The sequence below is a fragment of the Serratia sp. CY38905 genome (assembly GCF_052168875.1).
Taxonomy (GTDB): domain Bacteria; phylum Pseudomonadota; class Gammaproteobacteria; order Enterobacterales; family Enterobacteriaceae; genus Serratia; species Serratia sarumanii.
Genome location: NZ_JBJNLV010000005.1, coordinates 230,837 through 256,613, shown reverse-complemented (window position 1 = coordinate 256,613; position 25,777 = coordinate 230,837). Strand labels below are relative to the sequence as shown.

The window sequence follows — 25,777 nt, the reverse complement described above, 5'->3', positions numbered from 1 at the left end:
AAGGGATGAGACGAAAACTGCGCGGAATGTTGTCGGGGCGCGCCGCTGCGCGCCCCGATAAGCCTCAGAAACCGAGGCTGTCGAGCAGATCGTCGACCTGCGCCTGGTTGGCGATCACGCCGACGCCGTTCTGGTCGAGCTGCGGGCCGTTCAGCAGGCTGTCGTTCGGCCGTTTTTCCTTCACCGGCTGCTCCGGCATGTTTTCCATCAGCACCATCAGCAGCTGCTTTTCGATCTCCTGCACCACGTCCATCATGCGCTTGATCACCTGACCGGTCAGATCCTGGAAGTCCTGCGCCATCATGATCTCCAGCAGTTGGGCGTTGGTGAAGGCCGTATGGCCCGGCACCTGATCCAGATACTGGCGCGTGTCGTTGACCAGAGAACGCGCGTCGTCCAGTTCGATAGGATTGGCGAACCACTCGTCCCAGCGCCCCTTCAACGCGTTCGCGCCGGATTCCAGCTCCGCCTGGCGCGGTTGCGCCGCCTCCACGCAGTTCAACGCCCGTTCCGCCGCCTGCGCCGTCATGGTTACGACATAGTCAAGACGGTCGCGCGCATCCGGGATCGCCTCTGCCGCCTGGGCGATCGCCTGATCGAGCCCCAGTTCGCGCATGCTGTCGCGCAGCATTCGGGTCAGTTGGCCGATGCGGGAGATGATCTCTCCCGCGGTCGCTGCATCGCTGGCAGGCATTGGAATGTCTCTCATCGCCCTCTCCTTACATGCCCAATTTTTCAAAAATCTTGTTGAGCTTTTCTTCCAGCGTCGCCGCCGTAAATGGTTTCACTACATAACCGCTGGCGCCGGCCTGCGCCGCCGCGATGATATTTTCTTTCTTGGCTTCCGCCGTCACCATCAATACCGGCATCGCGGCCAGCGCGCTATCGGCGCGGATGGTTTGCAGCAGCTCCAGCCCGTCCATGTTCGGCATGTTCCAGTCGGACACCACGAAGTCGAAACCGCCGGCGCGCAGCTTGTTCAGCGCATCCGCGCCGTCTTCAGCTTCTTCGACGTTGTTGAAGCCCAGCTCTTTGAGCAGATTTCTGACGATGCGACGCATGGTGGAAAAATCGTCCACAACCAGAAATCTGAGGTTCTTGTCTGCCATTGTTACTCCTGAAATAGTTAACCGTTTAATGATGCAAAACCGCAGGCAGCCGCGCGGCGAACCTGGGTCATATCGCCGCCGAGTAGACCCTGCGGACTAAAATCAAATGCGCAATGCCTGGCCGCCGGCGATCTGCGCCAACATGCGCTGGCTCATCCTGTCCAGCTCGACCACTTCGCTGACGCCGCCGCCGGCGATCGCCTCGCGCGGCATGCCGAACACCACACAGCTCGCCTCGTTTTGCGCCAGGGTATAGGCCCCGGCGCGGTGCATCTCCAGCATCCCCGCCGCCCCGTCGTTGCCCATGCCGGTGAGGATCACGCCCACCGCATTGCGGCCGGCATATTGCGCCACCGAGCGGAACAGCACGTCGACAGACGGACGATGGCGGTTAACCGCCGGGCCGTCATGCAGCTTCACCTGATAGTTGGCGCCGCTGCGCGCCAGCTCCAGGTGGCGATCCCCTGGCGCGATGTAGGCATGGCCCGGCAGCACGCGCTCGCCGTCCTCCGCTTCTTTCACCGTGATCTGGCACAGCTTGTTCAGCCGCTCGGCGAACGAACGGGTGAAACCGGGCGGCATGTGCTGGGTGATCAGCAGCGCCGGACTGGTGGCAGGCAGCGGCTGCAGCACCTGGCGGATCGCTTCGGTGCCGCCGGTGGAAGCGCCGATGGCGATCAGTTTTTCACTGCTCAGCAGCGGCGCGTGGCTGAGGATCGCCGGCGCCGGGCTGTTGGAACGCTGCGGCAGGCGCGCCCTGGCGGCGGTGCGGATCTTCTCGGCAATCAGCTCGCTGTAAGCCAACATGCCTTCGCGAATGCCGAGCTGCGGTTTGGTCACGAAGTCCACCGCGCCCAGCTCCAGCGCGCGCAGCGTGATTTCCGAGCCTTTGCCGGTCAGCGAAGAGACCATCACCACCGGCATCGGCCGCAGGCGCATCAGCTTCTCGAGGAAATCCAGCCCGTCCATGCGCGGCATCTCGACGTCCAGCGTCAGCACCTGGGGATTAAATTTTTTGATCATATCGCGCGCCACCAGTGGATCCGGCGCGGTCGCCACCATTTCCATGTCGGCGTGGCCGTTCACGATTTCCGTCATCAGCTGACGCATCAGTGCCGAATCGTCTACGCATAACACTCTGATTTTACTCATTACCTCTCCTTGGTCAGCCCATACACGGTCTGCCCACGCAAGTAGAAATCCCGGCTGATTTGGCTGAAATTCTCGGAGTGGCCGGCGAACATCAGCCCCCCCGGCTTAAGCAAGGGAACGAAGCGGCGCAGGATGCGCTCCTGCGTCGCCTTATCGAAATAGATCATGACGTTGCGGCAAAAAATGGCGTCGAACTGCCCCGGCAGCGCCCACTCCGGCGCCAGCAGATTCAGCGGCTGAAAGTTCACCCGCGCCGCCAGCTCCGGCCGCACGCGCACCAGCCCCTGATGCGGCCCGGTGCCGCGCAGGAAATAGCGCTGCATTTGGGTCGGCGTCAGGGTGCGCAGATCTTCCTGGCGGTAAACGCCCGCTTCCGCTTTTTCCAGCACCTGCGTATCGATGTCGCTGGCCCAGACCTGGCAACTGCCGGCCCGCTGGCCCAATGCATCGCTCAGCGTGATGGCGATCGAATACGGCTCTTCGCCGGTCGAGGCCGCGGTGCTCCACACGCTGTAGCCGTTCGGCCGCGAGCGCGCGTGTTCCGCCAGGATCGGGAAGTGATGCGCCTCGCGGAAAAAGGCCGTCAGGTTGGTGGTCAGCGCGTTGATAAACGCCTGCCACTCCGCGCTGTTCGGATCGCTTTCCAGCAGCGCCAGGTAGTCGCCGAAATCGTGCAATCCCAACAGCCGCAGCCGGCGCACCAGACGGTTGTAAACCATCTCGCGCTTATGCTCCGCCAGCACGATGCCGGCGCGTTGATAAATCAACTGGCTGATACGGCGAAAATGCACGTCCGACAGCGGCAGGCGCTGCACCATTTGCGTCAACATCGACGCAGTATCCCGGTTAGAAGTTGACGGCGCCTGTTTCATGCCACCTCACCGGGGAAACACGTGCTGCTTATGCGGTTTAACAATCTTGGGCTTCCTTTACCACGGGTGAAACTGCGTTGTTGCTGTTACCTGGCGCGACGAAGTTATCGTCCGCCAGACGGAATACCGCGACCGCGTCAGCCAGGGTAATGGCCTGCTCTTCCAGCGCGGTGGCGGCAGAAGCGGACTCTTCCACCAGCGCGGCGTTCTGCTGGGTGACCTGATCCATCTGGGTCACCGCCTGCGTCACCTGCTCGATGCCGCGGCTCTGTTCATCCGAAGCCGACGCGATCTCGCCCATGATGTCGGTCACGCGGGTCACCGAACGCACGATGTCCTGCATGGTGGCGCCGGAGTTTTCCACCAGCACCGAGCCGTGTTTGACGCGGCTGACCGATTCATCGATCAGCACCTTGATCTCTTTCGCCGCCTGCGCGCTGCGGCTCGCCAGGTTGCGCACTTCGCCGGCGACCACGGCGAAACCGCGCCCCTGTTCACCGGCGCGCGCCGCTTCCACCGCCGCATTGAGCGCCAGAATGTTGGTCTGGAAGGCGATGCCGTCAATCACGCTGGTGATGGCGCCGATTTTCTGCGAACTGTTGGCGATATCGTGCATGGTGGTCACCACGTCGCCGGCCAGTTCGCCGCCCTTGGCCGCGGTGGCCGAGGCATCGCGCGCCAGCTGAGAAGCCTGCCGCGCATTATCGGCGTTCTGTTTCACCGTGGCGGTCAGCTGTTCCATGCTGGCGGCGGTTTCTTCCAGCGACGCGGCCTGCTGCTCGGTGCGGGAAGAGAGATCGTTGTTGCCTTCGGCGATCTCCTGCAGGCCGATCAGAATCGACTCCGCCCCGTCGCGCACCGCGCCGACGGTGCCGATCAGCGACTGCTGCGTGCGTTGCAGGCTGGCGAACAGCATGCTGATTTCATTGCGGCCATACACCTGAATCGGCGTCGCCAAATCGCCGGCGGCGATGCGTTCAAAGTGGCTGCGGATCTGGTTCAGCGGCTGTACCAGCATGGTGCGTAACCACCACATGGCGCTGCCGGTCACCACGATCAGCATCAAGACCGCCCCCGCCAGCATCAGGCCCGCCAGCGTGAAGGAGAACTGGTTGGCGTCTCTGGCTTCGCTGATGTCGCCGTTGACCAACTGCAGGTACTGCACGAAGTCGGCTTCGAACAGGTCCTGGGTTTTCTGCGTCGGCTGATCCATAAACGCCTGCAGCTCCCCTTTCTCCAGGAAGCCGATCAGCTCGCGCAGCGCGCCGCGCAGCCGCTCGTAGCTGGCCTTGGTGGTTGCCGTCTGCTGACTCTGTTGCTCACTGCTGCGCTCAACCGCCATGAACTGATTGAAATAGAGATCGGCCTTCTGCAGCGAACTGCGGGCGCTGCTCATCAATTCGTTCACCTGCTCCTGCGGCAGTTTCAGCGCCGCACGGGTGCCGGCGCGGTTAAGCGTATTGCGCGCCTGCAACAGCGACACCCAGCTCAGGCTGAGCGAATCGCGCTGCTGGCTGCCGAGGGTGATGATGTCGAGGTTGTGGTTATCGGAACGAAACGCGGAATACGACAGGCCGCTGCTGGCCAACTGCAGAACGCAGAAGGTCATCAACAACAGGAACAAGCTGGTAGAGATACGGATTCGGTTAAACACTGTGAACCTCCTTGCAGCCGGCCGGCGACCGGCCTACGTAGGGGAAAGGGCCGCTGCGAGAGAGGCCCGATACCGGTCAGAACGTTTCCCAGTTATCCTGCAGATCGCTGGTGTTCATTTTCTTATGATTGATTACCGGTGTTACCGTCGCCTTGCTGGTGACAGGCGCTTTAAACTCTTCCTGGCCCTCCGCCCTCAGGCGGAATACCGCCACCGACTGGGTCAGCATGCTGGCCTGTTCTTCCAGCGCCGCCGCCGCCGAGGCGGATTCTTCCACCAACGAGGCGTTCTGCTGGGTCACGCGGTCCATTTCCGCTACCGCCTGGCCAACCTGATCGATACCGCGGCTCTGTTCGTCCGACGCCGAGGCGATTTCGCCCATGATGTCGGTCACGCGGGTAACGGCGTTGACGATGTCGCCCATGGTTTCGCCGGCGCTCTCGACCAATACGGAACCCATATCGACGCGGCTGACCGAGTCTTCGATCAGGCCTTTGATCTCTTTGGCCGCCTGTGCGCTGCGCTGCGCCAGGTTGCGCACTTCACCGGCCACCACCGCGAAGCCGCGGCCCTGCTCACCGGCGCGCGCCGCTTCCACCGCGGCGTTCAACGCCAGGATGTTGGTCTGGAAGGCGATGCCGTCGATCACGCCGGTGATATCGGCGATTTTCTGCGAGCTGCCGGCGATGTCGTGCATGGTCTGCACCACGTTGGCCACCACCTTGCCGCCCTTCTGCGCGGTTTCGGAGGCGCTCAGCGCCAGCTGTGAAGCCTGACGGGCGTTTTCGGCGTTCTGTTTCACCGTCGCGGTCAGCTGTTCCATGCTGGCGGCGGTCTCTTCCAGCGAAGCGGCCTGCTGCTCGGTGCGGGAGGAGAGATCGTTGTTGCCCGCGGCGATTTCAGACGCGCCGCTGTAGATGGCATCTGCGCCCTGACGCACGCCGCTGACGGTTTCGATCAGTTCGCTTTGCATGTGTTTCAGGCTGGCCGCCAGCACGCCCATTTCGTTGCGGCTGGTGACGACGATCTGCTGAGTCAGGTCGCCGGCGGCGATCTGTTTGATGTGGTCAATCATGCGGTTCAGCGGGCGCACCAGGATATGATGGATGCCGGTCCAAACGAGCACGATCACGGCCAACACGACCAGCAACACGATCACCAGCGTCCAAATGGCCGAGGAGAACGACTTGTTGCTGTCTTCTACCGCGCCTTGGTACAGCTTGTCGTTTTGTGCCAGGTAGGTGTTGTAGATCTGCTCGAAGCCATCCTGATAGCTTTGTGTCGGTTGATCGAAGAAGGCATTGATTTTGCCTTCGCCCAACAGCTGAATCAGTTCGGTCAAAGCACCGTGCAAGATGTCATACTGTTGCTTGAGTTTTTCCGCGGACTGCACGTCCTGACGCGGATCGAGAGGGATTTTTTCATAGGCGGCGTAATGCTGTTCCGCGACCGTCAGCATGCTCTTCGCCGAAGTCAACAGATCGGTGACGGTGGCACCGCTGCCGATTTTGTTGGTATCCATCATGTAACGAATACCCGCTCGGTTCAGGGTATTACGAGTCTGCAGCAGGTTGACCCAGCTTTCGTTCAATTCAGACTGCTGCTGACGAATCGTCTGCAGTACGGCAAAGTTCTCTTTATCATTCTTGAGCGAGGAGAAAAAGAGTCCGCCCGAAATCAACTGCAAGGCGCCAAACAGCACCAACACCAGCAACAGGCTGGTGACCACCTTCATACGATTTAACATGATTTCCCTTGTTGAAGCCCGCGCAGACAGGCTCTGATGACGTTGAATGTGAGAGTTATCGGCGCCGTGCGGCAAAACTTTATGCGGGAAAGTAACTATTTTTAGTGGGGGTACCGGGCGCGGTCTGCGGCGCCGCGACAGGTCAGGAAGAGTGATGGATGAAGGGGGCAGCGCCCTGCCCCCTGGCGTCATGAATCAGACGCTTTTCGCCACGCTGTCGACCAGCGACATCTCTTCGCTGCTCAGCAGCTTTTCGATATCCACCAGGATCAGCATGCGCTCGCCCAGCGAACCGAGACCGGTGAGGTATTCGGTCGCCAGCGTCACCGCGAACTCCGGCGCCGGGCGGATCTGCTCGGCGGTCAGCGACAGCACGTCGGAAACGCCGTCGACCACGATGCCCACCACGCGCTGACCAAAGTTCAGCACGATCACCACGGTGTTTTCATCGTAAGACACGCTTTGCTGCGAGAATTTCACCCGCAGATCGATGATCGGGACAATCACGCCGCGCAGGTTGGTGACGCCCTTGATGAACGCCGGCGTGTTGGCGATGCGGGTCACCTGATCGTAGCCGCGAATTTCCTGCACCTTGAGGATATCGATGCCGTACTCCTCATTGCCCAGGGTGAAAATCAGAAACTCTTGCCCTACCGTTTCGCCAGCCAATTTGCTGACGGCTGCCAATCCTGCCATATCATTCACCTTTTAAATCAATAAACTCATTATTATGCGGCGGCGTCCGTCAGACGCTTTTCACGGTTCAAGGTTTGCAACGCCGAGACATCGACGATCAAGGCCACGCTGCCGTCGCCCAAAATGGTCGCGGCGGAGATGCCCGGCACTTTGCGGTAGTTGCTTTCCAGATTCTTCACCACCACCTGGTGCTGGCCGATCAGCTGATCCACCAGCAACGCATAGCGGCGGCCGGCGCTTTGCAGGATAACGACGATGCCCTGCGTGGCGTCGGTTTTGGCGCCGTCCACTTCAAATACCCGATACAGTTCCACCAGCGGCAGATATTCGCCGCGCACCTGCAGCACCCGTTCGCCCCCGGCCAGCGGGTGCAAGTCTTCCGCCTGCGGCTGCAGCGACTCCATCACCGCGTTCAGCGGCAGGATAAAGACTTCGTCGTTCACCTTGACCGACATGCCGTCGAGGATCGCCAGCGTCAACGGCAGCAGGATGCGGATGGTGGTGCCTTTGCCGGCCTGCGAACGGATCTCGACGTGGCCGCCCATTTCCTGAATGTTCCGTTTCACCACGTCCATGCCGACACCGCGGCCGGAAACGTCGGTCACCTGCTCGGCGGTGGAGAAGCCCGGCGCGAAGATCAGCATGCCGACCTCTTCGTCGCTCATGCTGTCGCTCACCGCCAGCCCTTGCGACGCGGCCTTGGCGAGAATTTTTTCGCGGTTCAGGCCGGCGCCATCGTCGATAACCTCAATACAGATGTTGCCGCCCTGATGTTCGGCCGACAGCACCAGATTGCCCACCGCCGATTTGCCGGCGGCGATGCGGGTGGCCGGCTCTTCGATACCGTGATCGAGGCTGTTGCGCACCAGGTGCGTCAACGGATCGATGATGCGTTCGATCAGGCTCTTGTCCAGTTCGGTCGAGCTGCCCTGCAGCGTCAGCTCCACCTGCTTGTTCAGCTTGCCGGCCAGATCGCGCACCAGGCGCGGGTAGCGGCTGAAGACGTATTCCATCGGCATCATGCGGATCGACATCACCGACTCCTGCAGATCGCGCGCGTTACGCTCCAACTGGCTCATGCTGTTCAGCAGATCGCCGTGGTTGACCGGATCGAGCGTGCCGGAGCGCTGCGCCAGCATCGACTGGGTGATCACCAGCTCGCCCACCAGGTTGATCAGCTGATCCACCTTTTCCACCGCCACGCGAATGCTGGTGGATTCGCTCGCCTTGGCGCGCGCTTTCGGCGCTTCCGCCGTTGCGGCGGCCGGTTTAGCGGCAGGCGGCGCGGCGCTGGCGACCGGCGCCGGCGCAGGTTCCGGCACGGCGACCGCTGCCGGCAAGTTCGCTTCTGCGACGGCCGGTTCGCTCGGCGTCGGCGTCGAGAAGCTGATTTGTTCCGGTTCCAGCACGAAGCACAGCACGGCGCTGATGTCGTCTTCGCTGGCGGAGGTGAGCAACGTCACGTCCAGACTGTGTTCCGTCTGATGAGGGTCTTTAACCTCACCGAGGTTGCCCAGCTCTTCCAACATCAAGGGGATTTCACTGGCTTTCAGCCCGTTCAGGCTGATGCGCATGCCGCCTTCGATCGCCGCCGGCGCGGCCGTCGGCTTCACGACAGGCTGCTGAACGGCCGGTTGAGCCGCGGGCGCCGCCTGCTGCTGTTGCGCTTCCAACGCCAGCTGGCGCAGCGCCTGGCAAATGTATTCAAAGCTTTCGGCGTCAGGCTGTTGCGAGGTTTTATAGGCGTCCAGTTGCTCCTGCATAATGTCTTTGGTTTCCAGAAACAGGTTGATAATCTCGGTGCTCAGGCTCATTTCCTGGCGTCTTGCACCGTCCAGCAGGTTCTCCAGCAGGTGGGTGGTTTCCTGCAGCACCGAAAAGCCAAAGGTCGCCGCGCCGCCCTTGATCGAGTGCGCCGCGCGGAAGATGGCGTTCAACGGCTCGATATCGGGGGCCAGCGGATCCAGCTCCAGCAGATGTTGCTCCATGTCGGCCAGCAACTCGTCCGCCTCATCAAAGAAGGTCTGATAAAAATCGCTAATGTCCATGCTCACGGGGTCACCTCTGGCTGTGAGTCGCGGTTAGTCGGTGCGGGTGCGGCCGCCGGTTGTTCCGGCGCCTGATCGGCCGGGGCTATCGCCGGGGATGCCTGCGCTGGGACGCTCGGCGCTGGCGTTGACGCCGCCGGCTCCGGGGCTGCCGCCGAGTGCTCCGGCGTTTGGCTGGCCGGCGCAGTTGCCGACGGCGCCAGCTGTTTCAGGCTGCCCGGCTGGGCGATATCCATCGCGTTGCTTTCGGCATTTTCATGTTCGATGCCTTCTTGCGTTTGCTTATTCAGCACCAGCACGGTGATGCGACGGTTAATCGCGTCATCGGCGCCGTGCTGTTTCAGGCTCATGGTGGCCGCCATGCCCACCACCCGCAGCACCTTACCTTCCGCCAGGCCGCCGGCGATCAGCTCGCGTCGGGAGGCGTTGGCGCGATCGGCCGACAGTTCCCAGTTGCTGTAGCCGCGCTCGCCGCTGGCGTAAGGGATATCATCGGTGTGGCCGGACAGGCTGATCTTATTCGGCAAATCGTTGAGGATCGGCGCTATCGCCCGCAGAATATCGCGCATGTAGCTCTCGACCTGCGCGCTGCCGGTTTTGAACATCGGCCGGTTTTGGCTATCGATAATCTGGATGCGCAGCCCTTCGTCCATCATGTTGATCAGCAGATGCGGGCGCAGCGCCTTCAGGCGCGGATCGGACTCAATCAACTCATCCAGCTTTTCGCGCAGCTTGTTCAGGCGCAGCTCTTCGGCGCGCTTGTCCGGCGAATCGACCTGCTTTCTCACCAGGCCGTGCTGCTGCGTAGGATCGTCGCCGCCGCCCGGGATCGGGCTGCTTTCGGAGCTGCTCTTGTCACCGCTGGTCAGGGCCACCTTGAGCGGCGTGCGGAAATATTCGGCGATTTGCGTCAGCTCCTGCGGGCTGGCGATCGCCAGCAGCCACATCACCAGGAAGAACGCCATCATCGCCGTCATAAAGTCGGCATAGGCGATCTTCCAGGAGCCGCCGTGATGGGCGGCATGATGCGACTTGCGCTTTCTGACCAGAACGACCGGATGATTCTGTTTCATGCTTCTTCTTCTTCCGTCACCTGCTGCGCCGGCGCTTTCACGCGGCGCACGTGTTCTTCCAGCTCAACGAAAGAAGGACGTTCGGTGGTATACAGCGTTTTGCGGCCAAACTCGACGGCGATCTGCGGCGCGTAGCCGTTCAGGCTCGACAGCAGCGTAACCTTGATGCACTGCATCATCTTGACGTTTTCGGCGCTCTTCTGGCGCAGCAACGTGGCCAGCGGCGAGATGAAGCCGTAGGCCAGCAGAATGCCGAGGAAAGTACCGACCATGGCGTTGGCGATCAGCGCGCCCAGTTCCGCGGCCGGCCGATCGGCCGAAGCCAGGGCGTGCACCACCCCCATCACCGCCGCGACGATACCGAACGCCGGCAAGGAGTCGCCCACCATCGCCAGGCTGCCGGCGGGCACTTCGCTTTCCTGCTCGTAGGTTTCGATCTCTTCGTCCATCAGCGCTTCGATCTCGAACGCATTCATATTGCCGCTCACCATCAGCCGTAAATAGTCGGTAATGAACTCCACCAGGGTGTTATCGGCAAGGATGCGCGGATAATTAGAAAAAATTTCACTTTCTTGCGGATTATCGATATCGAACTCGAGCGACAGCATGCCCTGCTGGCGCGATTTGGCCAGCAGGCGGAACAGCAGCGCCATCAGATCCATGTACAGATCTTTGTTGTATTTGGAACGGCGCATCAGCCGCGGCAGCGCGCGCAGCGTGGCTTTGATTGCCTTGCCGTTGTTGCCGACGATGAAAGCGCCGACCCCCGCCCCGCCGATAATCAGAAACTCCGCCGGCTGATACAACGCACCGAGATGGCCGCCCACGATCAGGTAGCCGCCAAACACCGCACCCAATACCACCAGATAACCCAAAATAACTAGCACACGCATTCCTTAAATTAACAATGTGGATGGAAGGTGGGGCAAACGCGCCCTGGCGCACAGACCAGGCTGCGTGTCTGGGGGCGGCATGCCGCCCCTGCGTATCACACGTCGGTATTCATTGCCGAGAGCCGGCAATGTGGCGGCTCAAATGGCGCGTTTGACCTGCTCGTCCAGCAGTTGAGGAATAATATCGGCCAGTTGCGGCGAAAGTTTACGTCTTTTTACGGCGCGGGATGGGGGTTGGCATAAACTGCAGATGAAACCGTTCAGCGGCTGGTGCGCGTGGGTGATAAATGCGCCGCCGCAGCAGCTGCAGGCAGAGAGCTGCAGCATGCCGCTGTCGACGAAACGCACCAGCGTCCAGGCACGGGTCAGCGCCAGCAACGGCGCCTCACCGGCCTGCTGAGGACACTGCTCCAGGTAGAGGCGATAGGCTTTGATCACCGCCTCCACTCCGCTGCACTGCCCGCTTTTCATCAGAAACAGGTAGGCGTTGTAAAACATCGACGAGTGAATATTTTGTTCCCAGGTCATAAACCAGTCGGTTGAGAACGGTAACATTCCTTTTGGCGGCGGGCTGCCGCGTAACTCCTTGTAAAGTTTAATCAAGCGCCCGCGGCTAAGCTGGGTTTCGCTCTCCAGCATCTGCAATCGGGCTCCCAGCGAAATCAGCTCCATGGCGAGCTGAATGTCCTTGGCTTCTTGAACGATACTTTTCTCAACCATCATCAGGCTCTTTTCTTCGTCGGGCTAGCGTCTTTACTCGATAGCTCTTGCAGTAAATGGCTTGATAGCAAAATGCCGGTATGGATTTGTTGCAGATCGTCGACGCGCGACTCTTTGGTCAGGCGTTCGATGGTCTGGCTTTCGTTAAAGCGGAAGTGGCAAACCAGCTGGTTGGTCTCGGCCAGTTTCACCATTTGCGGCAAAGTCAGCTGCGCCAGCGCATCGGCCATGGCTTCATCAATACCAAGACGGAACATCGCGGAGGCTTTTTCATCGTTGATCAAACGCTGTGCTAAAAGTAAATATGACAGATTGATGTCATAAATATGCTTAAGTAATTCAGACGTACCCATATTCCCCATCCCGACAGACTATGTTTAAAAACATACGCTGGGTGATAAATTTTATCGCCCGTGACCTGGGTTGTTTCCCAAAGCTGGCAAATTAATCTCTCAAAAACGACTGCTATAATTTTCAACAATCGCTAAATTTGACCACTGTTCAGTATTTGCTACGAGCGTAAACCAACGTGTATGGATGTACAGCATTCTGCTTCGATAGTGTTTAGTCACCATGAAACTATTTTTACAAATTTAATAAGATTATTCCTAAAGCAGCGCAACTCTACCCCCGAACCATTAGCACACACAATGTAAGTGAGAGGCAATTTTAAATACAATGTGACATAGATCACAAAAATAAAAAATAATTAAGCCAAATACACCCAAATACGCTCACTTATTGACCGCCATTTTGTTCACAAAACAGCCATAGGTAAAAAAACGTCTTAAAAACAATGTTTATCCGCCAAAAAATTATCTTTTTTAGATCAATTCGAACAAAAGCATCACCAAACCAAAATAACAGAACAAAAATCTGTATATAGGCAACAAACTCAGTATAAATAACCATTTGAGTTACTAAAAAATATCCAAGCTGAAAAATAACCCGTGTAAACTATAAGGTTATTAGCTATCGGATTTGACTTAAGCCCTCAGCCTGAAGCTGTTCTAATTTTCCGCATCAGGTGATTATGGCTTATCAATGATTCGCAGGCGTAGTGAACAAGCTAACAGACGTAACGATATGTTTCCGTATTAGCGCGATGCAAGAATGCTTTTTCTACATTAGAGTTCCCCAAAACGACATATCGGCAGCAATCCATAAAACTTTAATGCCTTTTATTTCTTTTTCTGTCGCCGTGATAATTCTCTCCCCCAGAGATTATTTACATGGCTTACGTTTTCATCACTTCATTGTCATAAAATAAAACGCAGTTTTGTTTTACTCTTCATATTTCCCCATCGAGAAAAACGGCTTTTCAGCGCAAGCGACGACGACAAACACCGCCCAATGCCGCAGCGGCACCACGGACGGTGAAAAAATCACCGCAAAAGATGGCCTGGCGCGGTGCCGCGAGCTTGTGCACGGCAAGAACGACGACGCGTCGGCCGTCAGCCGCCCTGAGACTTTCCCTATTTATCCGTTTATCAGCAGGATGAGATTGCTGACGGCGCACTGGCATATTATGATTTATCAAAGCGCCGCTACGTGCGGCGTGACATCATTACCCGGTGCAATTTATCTACTTGAAATGATTTTTGTCAGGTCGTACATCGCTGCCTCGACGGCGTCGCCGTGAGCCGCCGATGTGTTATTCACCCGGCTTTAACTATTAACAGGCTATATTTTAATCATGACCGATACGCTCGAATATCTGCTGACATTCCGTAAATGCTCCTCTTTGGACAGCCTGGAGAAGGTGTACGACAAACTGAACTACTCCATTGAAAATGATAAAGAAATGAGCAACATGTACCGCGCCGCCGACCACCGTCGCGCCGAGCTGGTTGCCGGTAAATTGTTCGATCTGGGCAAGGTGCCGAAAACGCTGTGGGCGCAGGTGCTTTAATTCAGTGAAATTACGTGCGGCAACGGTTTTATCTTTTATTGCTATATAACCGGGGTAAATTCGGCTTTTATTGCCGCGCGTGATGCGAAACACATTTATTCCCCCCGCCAGGCTCTACCCTTTATCCGACGCAGTACCTCCGCCAAGGCCGCCGATGCGGCAGCCTGAAATGCGATGGATACAACAAGGAGTGGGATATGGGGTATCAAAACGTTCTGGTCACCGTCGCCGTTGCCCCTGACAGCCACCGCCTGGTGGAAAAAGCCGTCTCCATCGTCCGCCCTTACGGCGGCAGCATCACCTTGTTAAGCACCCTCGCCAACCCGGAAATGTACAATAATTTCGCCGGGCCGATGCTGGGGGATTTGCGCTCGTTGATGGAGGAGGAAACCCGGCTGTTTATGGAGGAACTGCGTCAACGCGCCGGTTACCCGATCGCCGATGCGCTGATCGTGCACGGCGAGCTGGGTGACAGCCTGGAATACGCCAGCCGCCGTCAGCCGTTCGACCTGCTGATCTGCGGCAATCATCGCGACGGCATGATGAATAAGGTCTCCTGTTCCGCCGCCCGCTTTATCAATATCAGCCACATCGACGTGCTGATCGTTCCGCTCTAAGGCTAAGCACATTCGGTAACGTTGCCTTGCTGCCCCTGGACTAGGCTTAACGCATCTTGTTTGTCGCAACGCAAAGGAGCTTTCGATGTCCCCTTCTTCTCAACAGAACCGCCGCTTCCTGCTGGCCTCGCGTCCGCACGGTGAACCGACGGCGGCCAACTTCCGTCTCGATACCGTCCCCGCACCGCAGCCCGGCGCCGGACAGCTGGTGCTGCGCACCGTTTATCTGTCGCTGGATCCTTATATGCGCGGGCGCATGAGCGATGCCCCCTCCTACGCGCCGCCGGTGGAGATCGGTCAGGTGATGGTGGGCGGCACGGTATCGCGCGTAGCGGCTTCACAGCATCCCGATTTCAACGTCGGCGATTGGGTGTTGGGTTATGACGGCTGGCAGGATTACGCCCTGTCTGACGGCAGCGGCCTGCGCAACCTCGGCCCGCACCTGCCGCATCCTTCCCGCCTGCTGGGCGTGCTGGGCATGCCGGGATTTACCGCGTACATGGGGCTGCTCGACATCGGCCAACCGCAGGCGGGGGAAACGCTGGTGGTGGCCGCCGCCAGCGGTGCGGTCGGTTCGGTGGTCGGCCAAATCGGTAAGCTGAAAGGCTGCCGCGTCGTCGGCATCGCCGGCGGGGCGGAAAAATGCCGCTATGTGGTGGAAGAGTTGGGTTTCGACGCCTGCATCGATCTCCGCGCACCTGACTTTGCCGAACAGCTGGCGGCCGCCTGCCCTAAAGGCATCGACATCTATTACGAAAACGTCGGCGGGGCGGTGTTCGACGCCGTACTGCCGCTGTTGAACACCAAAGCGCGCATTCCGGTGTGCGGCATCATCGCCCATTACAATGCCACCGGGTTGCCTGCGGGGCCGGACCGCTTGCCGCTGCTGGAGGGGCTGATCCTGCGCAAGCGCATCCGTATGCAGGGCTTTATCATCTTCGACGACTACGGCTCACGCTTTGACGAGTTCCTGCAACAAATGAGCAGTTGGGTCGAACAGGGAAAAATCAAGTTCCGCGAGGACATCGTCGACGGGCTGGAGCAGGCGCCGCAGGCGTTTATCGGCCTGCTGCAGGGCAAGAACTTCGGCAAGTTGGTGATCCGCGTCGCCGACGAGTAACCGGTAACAGGGCGTGGTACACCACGCCCTGCTTTTAATGCACGGCACCGTCGCCGAATCGCACATCCTCCTCGACCGTCAGCGTCACCTGCACGATAGTGCGCACCGCTCCCACCCTCGCCGCCAGCGCCCTGCTCGGCTTGCCCGGATGCGCCGCCGCCGGCAAACGCGCAACGCGTACGCATTCTCCCGCTGCCTGACGAATTGGCCATCACGTCTTTCCCCATTGAGCCGATCGCCGGCCGGCAGGCGCAGCGCGACCCGGTCTTAATCTGGCTCTGCGGCCTGATAAGCCAAATCGCCTTCGCTCCCTGTCCACATTAATAATTGCTGCATTATCAACCGTTCACCCCCTCGACCAACGGCCTGCAGAGGGGGCTTTCCACGCCCACCAAATAGGAATCATCCGAATTAACATTCGGAAAATTTATATATTTGATCATCTTTAAGTGGCAAATGGTAAGGATAAAAAACAGTCAGTGACTTTTTTTACGTAAAAAAAGAGTTGTTTTATAAGCACGTTGACTTAAGTGTTACAGATTTATTCTTTGGTATTACCAATTACCCAATAATTTGAGATAAAAAATGATCTGCTCGCATGTATATGTTTTAGATGATTAAAACCAAGATCGTGAGCAAGTTAACGAATTGAGCATTGATCCACAAGGCTATTTTGCAAATGCAGAGCTCTATTGTAGACTGCACAAATCGTGCCTTTGTGTAAACTTTGTTAAATCTTTCGTCAGTTCCTGTCTCCATTCGTGACAGATACGCCATCGGGATCGCGCGTCAATTCTCGTGCGGTAGCTATGCCTAAAGCGGGGAATAGTATGGATCGCCTTATCATTGCGCACACGCCTTTGCCCTCCCATCAGCTGTTGTTCAGAAGCCTTTCCGGTGAGGAAAAACTGGCCGGATTGTTCGAGTTCGACGTCGAGCTGCTCAGCCCCGACAATCGGCTCGATCTGAAAGCGCTGCTGGGACAAAAAATCACGTTGGAGCTGCGGGGCAATCCGCTGGCGCCGCGCTATCTCAACGGCAATATCACGCGCATGACCCTCTCCGGAAGGGAAGCCGGCGGCAACCGTTACTATATCTACCGCGCCGTGCTGCGCCCCACGCTGTGGTATCTGACGCAAAACCGCGATTTTCGCATCTACCAGGAAAAGACCGTTCCCGACATCCTGACCCAGGTGCTGGGGCAGTATCAGGTGAAAATCGATAACCGCCTGAGTTACGACTACCGCATCTGGGGGTACTGCGTGCAGTACCAGGAGAGCGATTTCGATTTCATCAGTCGCCTGATGGAGCACGAAGGCATCTATTACTATTTCACGCACCAGCAAGACGGCCATACGCTGGTGCTGGCTGACGCGCCGTCGGCGCATCAGGAACTCGCCGGCTACGCCAGCATTCCCTATCAGCTCGCGGAAGGCGGCCTGGTGGAAAACAAAGACAGCATCAACAGCTGGAGCGTTTCGGACGCCATCACGCCCAGCCTGTATAGCCTGGATGACTACGATTTTCGCAAGCCGCGCGCGCGGTTGCTGGAGGCGCGGCAGAATCCCGCCTCGTTCGCGCAGGACAAAGCCGAGGTGTTCGACTGGCCCGGGCGTTATACCGATCACGCCCACGGCCAGTTTTACGTCAAGGTTCGCCAGCAGGAGTTCGAAGCGCAGCACGAGCAGATGAGCGGCGAAGGCAGTTCGCAGGGCATTGCGCCCGGCTACCGTTTTCAACTGATCCAGGCGCCGCGTATGGAGGACAACCGCGCCTACCTGGTGGTCAGCGCGCATTACTTCATGCAGGAAAACAGCTACGCCAGCAATGATAACGACGTCGGCGAGCAGCGTACCGAATTTCAGGTCGTTCCGGCGGACATCAATTGGCGCCCGGCGCGCATCACGCCCTGGCCGAAAACCCACGGCCCGCAAACTGCCGAAGTGGTGGGGCCGGAAGGCGAAAGCATCTGGACCGATAAATATGGCCGGGTGAAACTCAAATTCCGCTGGGATCGCCACGGCAGCGGCAATGAAACCAGTTCCTGCTGGGTGCGCGTCTCCAGCGCCTGGGCCGGCTGGAAATACGGCGGGATCCAGATCCCGCGCGTGGGCGAAGAAGTGGTGGTCGACTTTATCAACGGCGATCCGGATCGCCCTATCATCACCGGCCGCGTTTACAACGAAGACAGCATGCCGCCGTGGGATCTGCCCGGCGACGCCACCAAAATGGGCTTTATGAGCCGCAGCAAAGGCGGCGGCGCCGACAACGCCAGCTTCCTGTTCCTGGAAGACTCGCCCGGCAACGAATCTTTCGACATGCACGCCGAACGCAACATGAACATGACGGTGGAAAACGACAAGAACGTCAATATTGACGGCAGCCGCACCACCACCATCGGCCGCAAGCAGGACGACACCGTCACCGGCGACGCCACGTTCCTGTACAAAGCGAAACGCACCACCACCGTCGATGGGCTGGAAACCGCCAACCTGAACGCCCACCAGACGGTGAACATCAAAGGCGGCCGCGACCTGACGATTATCGACGGCGGCGATAAAATCGACATCACCGGCAATCAGTCCTTCAAGCTTGACGGCGCGCAGACGCAAAACATTACGCAAACCCAACACGTCACGGTGAAGGGCAATCAGACCCTCGACATTACCGAAGGGCAACAAACCAGCACCATCAAGCAAGGGCAAACGGTCAACATCACCTCCGGCGGGCAGCACACCACCATCACCGCCGGCGGGCAGGAATTGACGGTTAAAGGCGGCGGCCAAACCGCTACCGTCACTGGGAATGTCACCGAGACCTACAAAAACGATCAGAGCACGACGATCACCGGTACGCTGACCATCAAAGCGAAAACGATCAACATCACCAGCGCGGACGGCGTGTCGGTGCAGACACCGAGCTGGAAAGATAACTGCCACGGTTGGAAATGGGTGGCGACCGGGGCCAACTTCGCCTTCTACGGCTCCAATCTTGCGTTGACAGGAGCCAGCCTGAAACACACGATGCTGGATATCTCGCACAATCCGCTGGCGATCAGCAAAACCAATTTCAAGCTCAGTAACGATCCCATGACGTTCACTCAGCTTGGCGCGCTGGTGACCAACGGCGCCTTACGGTTGAGCACCAAGGCGCTGGCGATCTTTTTATAAAGGGACTCCCATGTCGAAGGCCAAAAATGTTCTCACCGTTATCGGGTTGATTTTATTGGCTCCTATCCTCAGCCTGGTGGGTTTTTTCAAATTCATCACGGTCGATATCTGGGGTTATTTCAAACATATCGGTTCTTCCCTCAGCGTGATGGAGAACGGTATTTCCGCCTCCGGGCAAATCGTCAGCATTCGCCAGACCAACCTGTGGGACGGGAATCGGCCGGTCTGCGAAGTCGAAGTCAAATACATCGCCCAAGACGGAAAAAACCATACGGCCGTGGCGAAAGGCCCAATTAGCGTCGTGGATCTGCCGCGTTATCAGCCGGGCCATTTCACCGCGATCAAGTACGACCCGAAGAACCCCAAAAAAGCGGTGATCGAAGAGCTTTCCCGGCTTTGAGCGAAAAGGCTCCTTTCAATCACGCGATCCGATTGCAACGCTCTGCCAACGGCTTATCGTTCATCGGTTCGCTAACTCACCTTGCATAAGGAAGTGTCACGATGGGCGCGTTCATTGCCTTTTCGACGCAGGACAGCCTCTGGGGACAAATCCTGTTTACCTTCTTTGGCATCCTGGTTGGCTGCGTCTTGCTCGCCGCGATCGGCAAAACCTTTTTGTCGGCCAGCCGAGCGGCCGCGTTGCCTGCGCGGTTGCTGATCTTTGTCACGCTGATGCTGGCGCTGCTGAAATACAACCAGCAGGTGATGTCTGCGGTGAATGCCCCCGCAGAATTGATCGGGTTCCTGATTTTGCCCGGCTTTTTGATGGGTTACCTGGGTGCGGCGCCCACCGGCAGACTGGCGCTGGCGATAGAGCTGCCCTGTTTTGCGGCGCTCGCCGCGCTGCTGATTCTGGGCACCGCCGACGTCGAATTTTTTGCCCCCTATCACCTGGAGAGCGCCGGCCAATTTATCGCCAAGGCGATCGCTGCGGCATTGTCCGTCGCCGCCGTGCTGTTGGCTCGCGGAATAAACGGGAAGGACGGCGCACTGTCCTCTTGATCATCCCTTTCGAAGCGGGGCCCTCCCCGCATTAACGATCGGCGCTGAACGCCGCATCGTTTTCTTCATCTGTTGTGACATAGCCTGATATCTATTAAACCGAAAAACGGATTGTTTTTGAGCAGCAGCCTGGCTGCCAGCTGATATCCACAGGAAGCTTTACACACACAATGAAAGTCGTAAAACCTCTGCGCCTCAGCGCGCTTCATCGCCCCTTCTCTTGGCAAGGGCAAAACCATCTGGGCGTTTCCGTTTTGGCCTTGGCCGATATGGGGGCTTCCCCGCGCCTGCGCCCCGAACCGGAACTGTGGCAGTTGGCCGCCGAAGAACTCACGCTGAGCGGCGGCGTGCTCGATTTGGCTATCCCCAAAGCCTGCGCGGAGTTTCTCGCCACCGGTAACGCCTACACCCACCATCAACAAGACAAAACCGCTTGCGCCGTAAAGATCCAGCTGGATTCGCTGGAAAAAACGCTGGTGGTTTTCGGCGATCGCCATTGGATCAACGATCGTCCCTCCACTCCCCTCCCTTTTGCAGAAATGCGTCTGGACTGGCGCCGGGCTTACGGCGGCACCCAGTTCGCCGATAATCCGCACGGCATCGGCGCCACTCCAGAAACATTTCCGCAGGGCCGCATCCATCGCCTACCCAATATTGAACCGCTGCAGGGGCGCCTCGCGTCTCCTCGGCAAAGCGCGCAACCGGCAAGCTTTGACGCGTTGGATATCACCTGGCCGCGCCGCTTCTCCCGCATCGGTAAAAACTACGACGCCGACTGGTTGAAAAACGGCTTTCCCGGCTTCGCCAACGATATCGACTGGCGCCTGTTCAACATGGCGGAAAGCGATCAGCAGTTTCCTCAACGCGACAGCTTGCCGCCCCGCGCCGCCTATCGAATTTGGAACATGCACCCTTCAGAACCGGTGCAGCAAGGTCATTTGCCGCCGTGGCGCACACGCTGTTTCATCAACCGGCTGCGCGGCGACGAAACGCATTTCGAAGAAATCGCGATGCGCCACACCACCGTCTGGTTCTTCCCGCATAGGGAACAGATGCTGCTGATTTATCAGGGCAGCACACGCATCAATGAAGACGATGCCGCCGACGTAATGCAGCTGATGCCGGCTTTGGAAATCGAAGGCGAGCCCCGCTCCACCGCGCATTATCGGCAGGTGTTGACCCAGCGGCTGGATAAGGAACGGGGTGCTCTGCACGCATTTCGTGAGCAAGAGTTGTTGCCGGAAGCGTGCATCGGCGCCTGGCTGGATACGGAAACGCCGACGCAGCAAAGCCCGATGGCGGAAAATATCGCCGCCTACGAGCACCGGCAGCGCGAAGAGCACCGCCAGCGCCTGCTGCGTGAAGGCCAGGACATCGATGAACTGTTCCCGCTGCCGTCGCAAGACGCGCCGCCGAAGCTGGACCAACTCGCCGAATTTGTCGAGCGTCTCGAAAGCCAGGCCGAGGCGCAGTATCAGGACATGCTCAAGCTGGCGCAAGCCGAGGGTATCGATCCGCGCAATCCCGGTGGGGATCACGTGCCGCCATCCGGTGCGGAAAGCTACCAGCAGCAGCGCGATCTGCTGTTCCAGGAGGCGCGCCGGCATCCCGACGCGTTCAGCGAAAAACAGCTGGGGGAAAGCGAGCGCGCGCTGCACCAAATGTATTTAATGTCGGCACAGGCGCAAAGCCCTGCGCTGCGTTTAAGCGGCGATCTGGCGCAAATCATTCGCCAACGCGTCACCGCCGCCATGCTGCGTGATAAGGATCTCAGCGGTCTTGATCTCACCGGCGCCGATCTGTCCGGCATGGATCTCTGCCAGGCTAACTTGCGCGGCGCTTTGCTGGAAAACGCCAATCTGCGCCAAACCCAACTGGTGGGTTGCGACCTTCGCGAGGCGATGCTGGCGCGCGCCGATCTCAGCGGCGCCGTCTTGCAGCAGGCCGATCTGAGCCACGCCTCTTTGGCCCTGGCGAAATGCGAAGCGACGGATTTCGGCGGCGCACAGCTGCACGAAACCAACATTCAGCAAACGTTGTTTCAACGCTGCGATTTCACGATGGCCTCATTACGCGATTTGCTGGGATACGAAACCTTGCTCGGGCAGTGTGATTTCAGCCGCGCCACGCTGGCCAACATTACGCTGATGGAGCTGCAACTGGAGCAGCTGACATTCAGCCACGCCCGGCTCGACAAAGTCAGCTTCGTCAAATGCCGCTTGCAGGCGGTGAACTTCGATCGGGCACGGCTTGAAAGCTGCGCCTGGGTTGATACCGAGACGCAAAGCCTCAGTTTCCGCGCCGCACGCCTCACGGCCTGCGCCTTCGCGGCAAAGACGCTGCTGCCGCAGGCGGATTTCAGCGACGCGACGCTAAACCAGTGCAATTTACGCCAGATGCCGTTGCAGCGGGCCAATTTCAGCCGTGCGCGTCTCAATAATTGCGACCTGTCGGAAAGCCGGTTGAACGAGGCTGATTTCCGTCAGGCCAACGGCAGCGGCAGCCTGTTCATTCGCAGCGATCTGTCTCGCGCCAACCTGCGCGACGCCAATTTCATTGCGGCGATCCTGCAAAAATGCGTGCTGTCGGGCGCCGACCTGCAGGGCGCCAATCTGTTCCGGGCCGACCTGTCGCAGTCGCAAGTGGATCAGGCGACCCGGCTCGAGGGCGCCTATACCGCCAGGGTGAAAACATTGCCTCGCCACAACGGGAAGGAAGTATGACCTCAAAGCCAGAGCAAATACGCCAGCGCGTGAAACGCGGCGAGCTGATTGCCGGTGAGGATTTGCACGGCCTGTCATTCGCCGGTATGGATTTGGCCGGCGGCATGTTCAACGAACTGAACCTGAACGGCGTGAACTTCTCCGATTGCGATCTGCGCGACAGCGTCTTCAGCAATTGCCGGCTCGAACAGGCGCAATTTGCACGGGCGAACCTGAAGCAAACGGCCTTCAACCAGTGCGCCATGTCGGGCGGCCGCTTCAGCGAGAGCCATATCGAACTGACGATGTTCAACGACTGCCGGCTTGAACAGGGCGACTTCAGCCGGCTGGCGCTCAACCAAAGCCACTGGATGTCATGCCAATTGGCCGGCGCGAATTTTTCCGCCACTCAGCACGATCGCACCACCTTTTACGAAAGCCCGCTCGACGGCGCTGCGTTGAATCAGGCGCGGTTATCTCTTGTCACGTTCTTCCGATTAAACCTCCGTGACACACGGTTTGAAGGGGCAGATTTCGACCGCGTCACGTTTTTCGAATGTGACCACCGCGGCAAAAGTTACGCCGGGCAGCGCCTGATCGCCTGCCAGTTTACCGATAACCAACTGGACGACGTCGATTTCAGCCAGGCGACGCTGCGTCAAAGCAACTTTAAGGGCGCTTCGCTGCGGCGCGCCAACCTGACGAGCGTGCAGGCGCAGCAGTCACTGTGGCTGGAGGCCAATCTGACCCACGCGCAGTGCCGCGGCGGGCAGTTCGATCAGGCGATCTTCAGCGAAGCGACGTTGGACGCCGCCAACTTCAGCCAGGCGCGCCTGTATCAATGCGTATTCCAGCACAGCCGCGCGGCGCGCTGTGATTTCAGCGACAGCGACCTGACCTACGCCGACTTCTGTTATGCCGACATCGGCGCCGCCGATTTCCGCCGCGCGCGCTTTATGCGCACCCGCATGCACCGCGCCCATCAGCAGCAAACGCGCTGGGGCGATCGCAGCGGAATTCTCGAGCGCGACGAAGAGCTGTACGCCGCCGAAACCTGGAGCGCACAGCGCCAGAGCCGAATCTGAATGCATTGACCACTTCACGAGGGGATCACCATGAGCGTTGCCAACACAACCCGCGCCGTCAACATCGCACCGCCCCAGCAGGCCGCCGGCCAGGTCGTCAACCTGTTGCCGGACGGCAGTCTGGTGGTGGAGTGCGAAGGCCGCGGCTGGCATTGCCGCCGGGCGGCGAGCTGCCTGCTGACGCCGGCACTCGGCGATAGCGTGCTGGTCGCCGGCTGCGGCCACCAGCTGTGGGCGATCGCCGTCCTTGAGCGCGCGGAACCGCAAAGCGCGGCGCGGCTGAGCGTTGCAGGCGATCTGCACATTGAAACGCCGAGCGGCTCGCTGTCGCTGCACGGCGCGCAGGCGCTGAAACTGAGCGGCGACGCCATGACGCTGCAGGCCAACAGCGGCGACTGCCAGGTCGACAAGATGAAATACAGCGGCGAAGAGCTGTCGGCCTTCGTCAGCGTCAGCCGCCTGGTCGGCAAACGCTGCGAGTCGCTGTGGCATTCGGTCAGCCAGATCAGCCATTCGCTGTTCCGCAAAGTGCGCCAGACCGAGCACGTGCGCGCCGGGCAACTGGATTACCAGGCGGAAGATTACGCCCGCATTCATGCCCGCAACACGCTCATTACTTCAAAAGACATCACCAAGCTGGATTCGGAACAAATCCACGTCGGATAACCTGCGGAGGCCTTTTATGTTTGCCAACAGCCAAATGATCGGCGTGGACCTGGCGTTTCCCGACGTCTGTCTGACGCCAAGCCCGGCGCCGGTACCCGTGCCCTACCCGGATATCGCCCTGGCACCGACCGCCATCCCGAACGCGTTCAACATTCTGTTCGTCGGCACCCCGGCGCACAACATGGCGACGGTGACGCCGCTGACCAACGGCGACAACCCCGGCGTGGCCACCGGCGTCGCTTCCGGGACGGTGATGGGGCCGTCCCGCCACCTGACCGGCGCCTTTACCGTGCTGCTCAAAGGCACCCCGGCCACCCGGCTGACCAGCCTCAGCCTGCAGAATTCCACCAACGCGCTCGGCATGCGCATCGTGCCGAGCCAATTAAAAGTGTTGCTGCTTGCGCCCTGATGACGGCGCCCTATTACACAGCCATTAAACAAGAAGAGGACATTGTGAAAACACGGATTACCCTGACGCTGCTGACCGCCCTGACGCTTGCCGGTTGTTCCACGCCGCCGCCACCGCCGCCGGCGCTCAATAACGACGCCATCGTCAGCAGTGAGGTCAACGGCGTCACGCTAAAGCACCGCGCCGCGGTGAGCGCGCCGAAACAGTTCAAGCCGATCGGTGAGGAGTACCGCAGCCTGTACGCCGCCAGCATCATGAGCAGCCCGAATTATACCGGCACCGCCGTCGGCAGCCTGGACAACGCCGCCGCGTTCTACGCGCTGGGCGAAGTGGAAAACAACTGGCTGGCGATCTCCGCCATCCGGGGCGGCGACCTGGTGGGTTACATCCAGGCCAACGCCGGCGTACCGGAAGCGCGCTACAAATCGACGCTGCGCAAAGATCTGCCGCGCCGCGCGCGCGCCGCCAAACAGGACTGCGTCAAAGTCGGCGGCGACAGCAAGGCGTGTAAAAACGCCGGCTCAGCCACCTGGATCCTCCAGTAGTCAGCACGCCTGCGGGCGACGAGATTCCCATGATGACGACCCCTATCGCTTCCCGCTGGTGCGGGATGCTGTTTTTGCTGCTGGGCGCGTTGGCGCTCGGCGGCTGCATGTCTTCCGCCAAAAGCGTGCCGTCGCGTTACAGCCTGGTGTTCGATGCCGATCGCCAGGTCAACGCCGCCGCCGGCGCGCAACCGGCGCCGATAAAAATTCGCGTGCTGCTGCTGCGTTCGGATGCGGAATTCATGGATGCCGACTTCTTCAGTCTGCAAAACGACGCCAAAAGCGTGCTCGGCAACAGCCTGCTGGACAGCGATCAGTTCTTCCTGACGCCGGGCCAGACCGGCAAAAAACTCGGTGGGCAAAGCGCGTTGGATGCGCGCTACATCGGCGTGATCGCCGAATATCAAAATCTGGACGGCAAAACCTGGCGCCTTTCACTGCCGCTGCCGGAACCCACCGAAACCAATTTCTATAAGGTATGGCAATTCTCGCCGGATGAGCTGGAAGCGCATATCGTCGCGGGCGTGAGTGGCCTGCGCCCCGTAAAAAAGGTCGACTGACCTACCGCTGCGCTGAAGCGAAGTA

At 59.2% G+C, this 25,777-nt stretch carries 25 protein-coding genes; 13 read left to right on the top strand and 12 right to left on the bottom strand.

Going from position 1 to position 25,777, the window contains the following annotated elements:
- Positions 1-64: 64 nt before the first annotated feature.
- The 12 genes from cheZ to flhD form a co-directional block, all read right to left on the bottom strand.
- Positions 65-709 carry a protein phosphatase CheZ gene (gene cheZ, locus ACJ8MK_RS14165; RefSeq protein WP_004934858.1) on the bottom strand — a complete coding sequence of 215 codons (645 nt, stop codon included), beginning with the start codon at positions 707-709 and terminating at the stop codon, positions 65-67.
- Between the two features lie 10 nt (positions 710-719).
- On the bottom strand, positions 720-1,109 hold the full coding sequence (cheY, locus tag ACJ8MK_RS14160) for a chemotaxis response regulator CheY (protein ID WP_004934862.1): 390 nt from the start codon (positions 1,107-1,109) through the stop codon (positions 720-722).
- Between the two features lie 102 nt (positions 1,110-1,211).
- The gene (locus tag ACJ8MK_RS14155; RefSeq protein WP_442517840.1) at positions 1,212-2,261 is read right to left on the bottom strand and encodes a protein-glutamate methylesterase/protein-glutamine glutaminase; all 1,050 of its coding nucleotides are present in this window, start codon (positions 2,259-2,261) and stop codon (positions 1,212-1,214) included.
- A complete protein-coding gene (gene cheR / locus ACJ8MK_RS14150; protein WP_025159837.1) occupies positions 2,261-3,133 on the bottom strand; it encodes a protein-glutamate O-methyltransferase CheR in 873 nt (290 codons plus the stop codon). Before cheR ends, ACJ8MK_RS14155 begins: the two co-directional genes overlap by 1 nt.
- A gap of 37 nt (positions 3,134-3,170) precedes the next feature.
- Entirely contained in the window at positions 3,171-4,787 is a 1,617-nt protein-coding gene (locus ACJ8MK_RS14145) for a methyl-accepting chemotaxis protein (RefSeq protein ID WP_033653630.1), read from the bottom strand.
- A gap of 76 nt (positions 4,788-4,863) precedes the next feature.
- The gene (gene tsr, locus ACJ8MK_RS14140; protein WP_161764528.1) at positions 4,864-6,534 is read right to left on the bottom strand and encodes a methyl-accepting chemotaxis protein; all 1,671 of its coding nucleotides are present in this window, start codon (positions 6,532-6,534) and stop codon (positions 4,864-4,866) included.
- 195 nt (positions 6,535-6,729) lie between these two features.
- Positions 6,730-7,230, bottom strand: coding sequence for a chemotaxis protein CheW (gene cheW, locus ACJ8MK_RS14135; RefSeq protein WP_025303271.1), 501 nt, complete (start codon positions 7,228-7,230; stop codon positions 6,730-6,732).
- 32 nt (positions 7,231-7,262) lie between these two features.
- Entirely contained in the window at positions 7,263-9,284 is a 2,022-nt protein-coding gene (gene cheA, locus ACJ8MK_RS14130) for a chemotaxis protein CheA (RefSeq protein WP_101427053.1), read from the bottom strand.
- A complete protein-coding gene (gene motB / locus ACJ8MK_RS14125; RefSeq protein WP_103798432.1) occupies positions 9,281-10,351 on the bottom strand; it encodes a flagellar motor protein MotB in 1,071 nt (356 codons plus the stop codon). The genes cheA and motB overlap by 4 nt, the downstream gene beginning before the upstream one ends.
- A complete protein-coding gene (gene motA, locus ACJ8MK_RS14120) occupies positions 10,348-11,238 on the bottom strand; it encodes a flagellar motor stator protein MotA (protein ID WP_047025446.1) in 891 nt (296 codons plus the stop codon). The genes motB and motA overlap by 4 nt, the downstream gene beginning before the upstream one ends.
- A 144-nt stretch (positions 11,239-11,382) precedes the next feature.
- Positions 11,383-11,967: a flagellar transcriptional regulator FlhC gene (gene flhC, locus ACJ8MK_RS14115; protein ID WP_016927281.1), complete on the bottom strand. Its 585-nt coding sequence runs from the start codon at positions 11,965-11,967 to the stop codon at positions 11,383-11,385.
- Positions 11,967-12,317, bottom strand: coding sequence for a flagellar transcriptional regulator FlhD (gene flhD, locus ACJ8MK_RS14110; RefSeq protein WP_033647796.1), 351 nt, complete (start codon positions 12,315-12,317; stop codon positions 11,967-11,969). Before flhD ends, flhC begins: the two co-directional genes overlap by 1 nt.
- A gap of 926 nt (positions 12,318-13,243) precedes the next feature.
- Between flhD and ACJ8MK_RS14105 the strand changes: the two genes are divergently transcribed.
- From ACJ8MK_RS14105 to tssJ, 13 genes are all read left to right on the top strand, one after another.
- Complete coding sequence (locus ACJ8MK_RS14105) at positions 13,244-13,606, top strand: hypothetical protein (RefSeq protein ID WP_074026797.1); 363 nt, start codon at positions 13,244-13,246, stop codon at positions 13,604-13,606.
- 54 nt (positions 13,607-13,660) lie between these two features.
- Positions 13,661-13,876, top strand: coding sequence for a transcription modulator YdgT (ydgT, locus tag ACJ8MK_RS14100; protein ID WP_033635010.1), 216 nt, complete (start codon positions 13,661-13,663; stop codon positions 13,874-13,876).
- 197 nt (positions 13,877-14,073) lie between these two features.
- Positions 14,074-14,493, top strand: a complete 420-nt coding sequence (uspC, locus tag ACJ8MK_RS14095) for a universal stress protein UspC (protein WP_033635011.1) — start codon at positions 14,074-14,076, stop codon at positions 14,491-14,493.
- Between the two features lie 85 nt (positions 14,494-14,578).
- Positions 14,579-15,613, top strand: coding sequence for an NADP-dependent oxidoreductase (locus tag ACJ8MK_RS14090; protein ID WP_442517839.1), 1,035 nt, complete (start codon positions 14,579-14,581; stop codon positions 15,611-15,613).
- 830 nt (positions 15,614-16,443) lie between these two features.
- On the top strand, positions 16,444-18,783 hold the full coding sequence (locus tag ACJ8MK_RS14085) for a type VI secretion system Vgr family protein (RefSeq protein ID WP_033647800.1): 2,340 nt from the start codon (positions 16,444-16,446) through the stop codon (positions 18,781-18,783).
- A 10-nt stretch (positions 18,784-18,793) separates the two neighbouring features.
- Complete coding sequence (locus tag ACJ8MK_RS14080; protein ID WP_033647801.1) at positions 18,794-19,183, top strand: DUF3592 domain-containing protein; 390 nt, start codon at positions 18,794-18,796, stop codon at positions 19,181-19,183.
- A 101-nt stretch (positions 19,184-19,284) separates the two neighbouring features.
- A complete protein-coding gene (locus ACJ8MK_RS14075) occupies positions 19,285-19,785 on the top strand; it encodes a hypothetical protein (protein WP_033635017.1) in 501 nt (166 codons plus the stop codon).
- Between the two features lie 170 nt (positions 19,786-19,955).
- Positions 19,956-22,508 (top strand): DUF2169 domain-containing protein, encoded by a 2,553-nt coding sequence (locus ACJ8MK_RS14070; RefSeq protein WP_442517838.1) that lies wholly within the window; start codon positions 19,956-19,958, stop codon positions 22,506-22,508.
- On the top strand, positions 22,505-23,572 hold the full coding sequence (locus ACJ8MK_RS14065; protein WP_033653622.1) for a pentapeptide repeat-containing protein: 1,068 nt from the start codon (positions 22,505-22,507) through the stop codon (positions 23,570-23,572). The genes ACJ8MK_RS14070 and ACJ8MK_RS14065 overlap by 4 nt, the downstream gene beginning before the upstream one ends.
- A 30-nt stretch (positions 23,573-23,602) precedes the next feature.
- Positions 23,603-24,238 carry a DUF3540 domain-containing protein gene (locus ACJ8MK_RS14060; RefSeq protein WP_334282600.1) on the top strand — a complete coding sequence of 212 codons (636 nt, stop codon included), beginning with the start codon at positions 23,603-23,605 and terminating at the stop codon, positions 24,236-24,238.
- Between the two features lie 16 nt (positions 24,239-24,254).
- Entirely contained in the window at positions 24,255-24,647 is a 393-nt protein-coding gene (locus tag ACJ8MK_RS14055) for a DUF4150 domain-containing protein (RefSeq protein WP_004934933.1), read from the top strand.
- A 44-nt stretch (positions 24,648-24,691) separates the two neighbouring features.
- Positions 24,692-25,192: a type VI secretion system accessory protein TagV gene (tagV, locus tag ACJ8MK_RS14050; protein WP_033648134.1), complete on the top strand. Its 501-nt coding sequence runs from the start codon at positions 24,692-24,694 to the stop codon at positions 25,190-25,192.
- A 29-nt stretch (positions 25,193-25,221) separates the two neighbouring features.
- Positions 25,222-25,752: a type VI secretion system lipoprotein TssJ gene (gene tssJ / locus ACJ8MK_RS14045; protein ID WP_048321733.1), complete on the top strand. Its 531-nt coding sequence runs from the start codon at positions 25,222-25,224 to the stop codon at positions 25,750-25,752.
- Positions 25,753-25,777 lie beyond the last annotated feature (25 nt).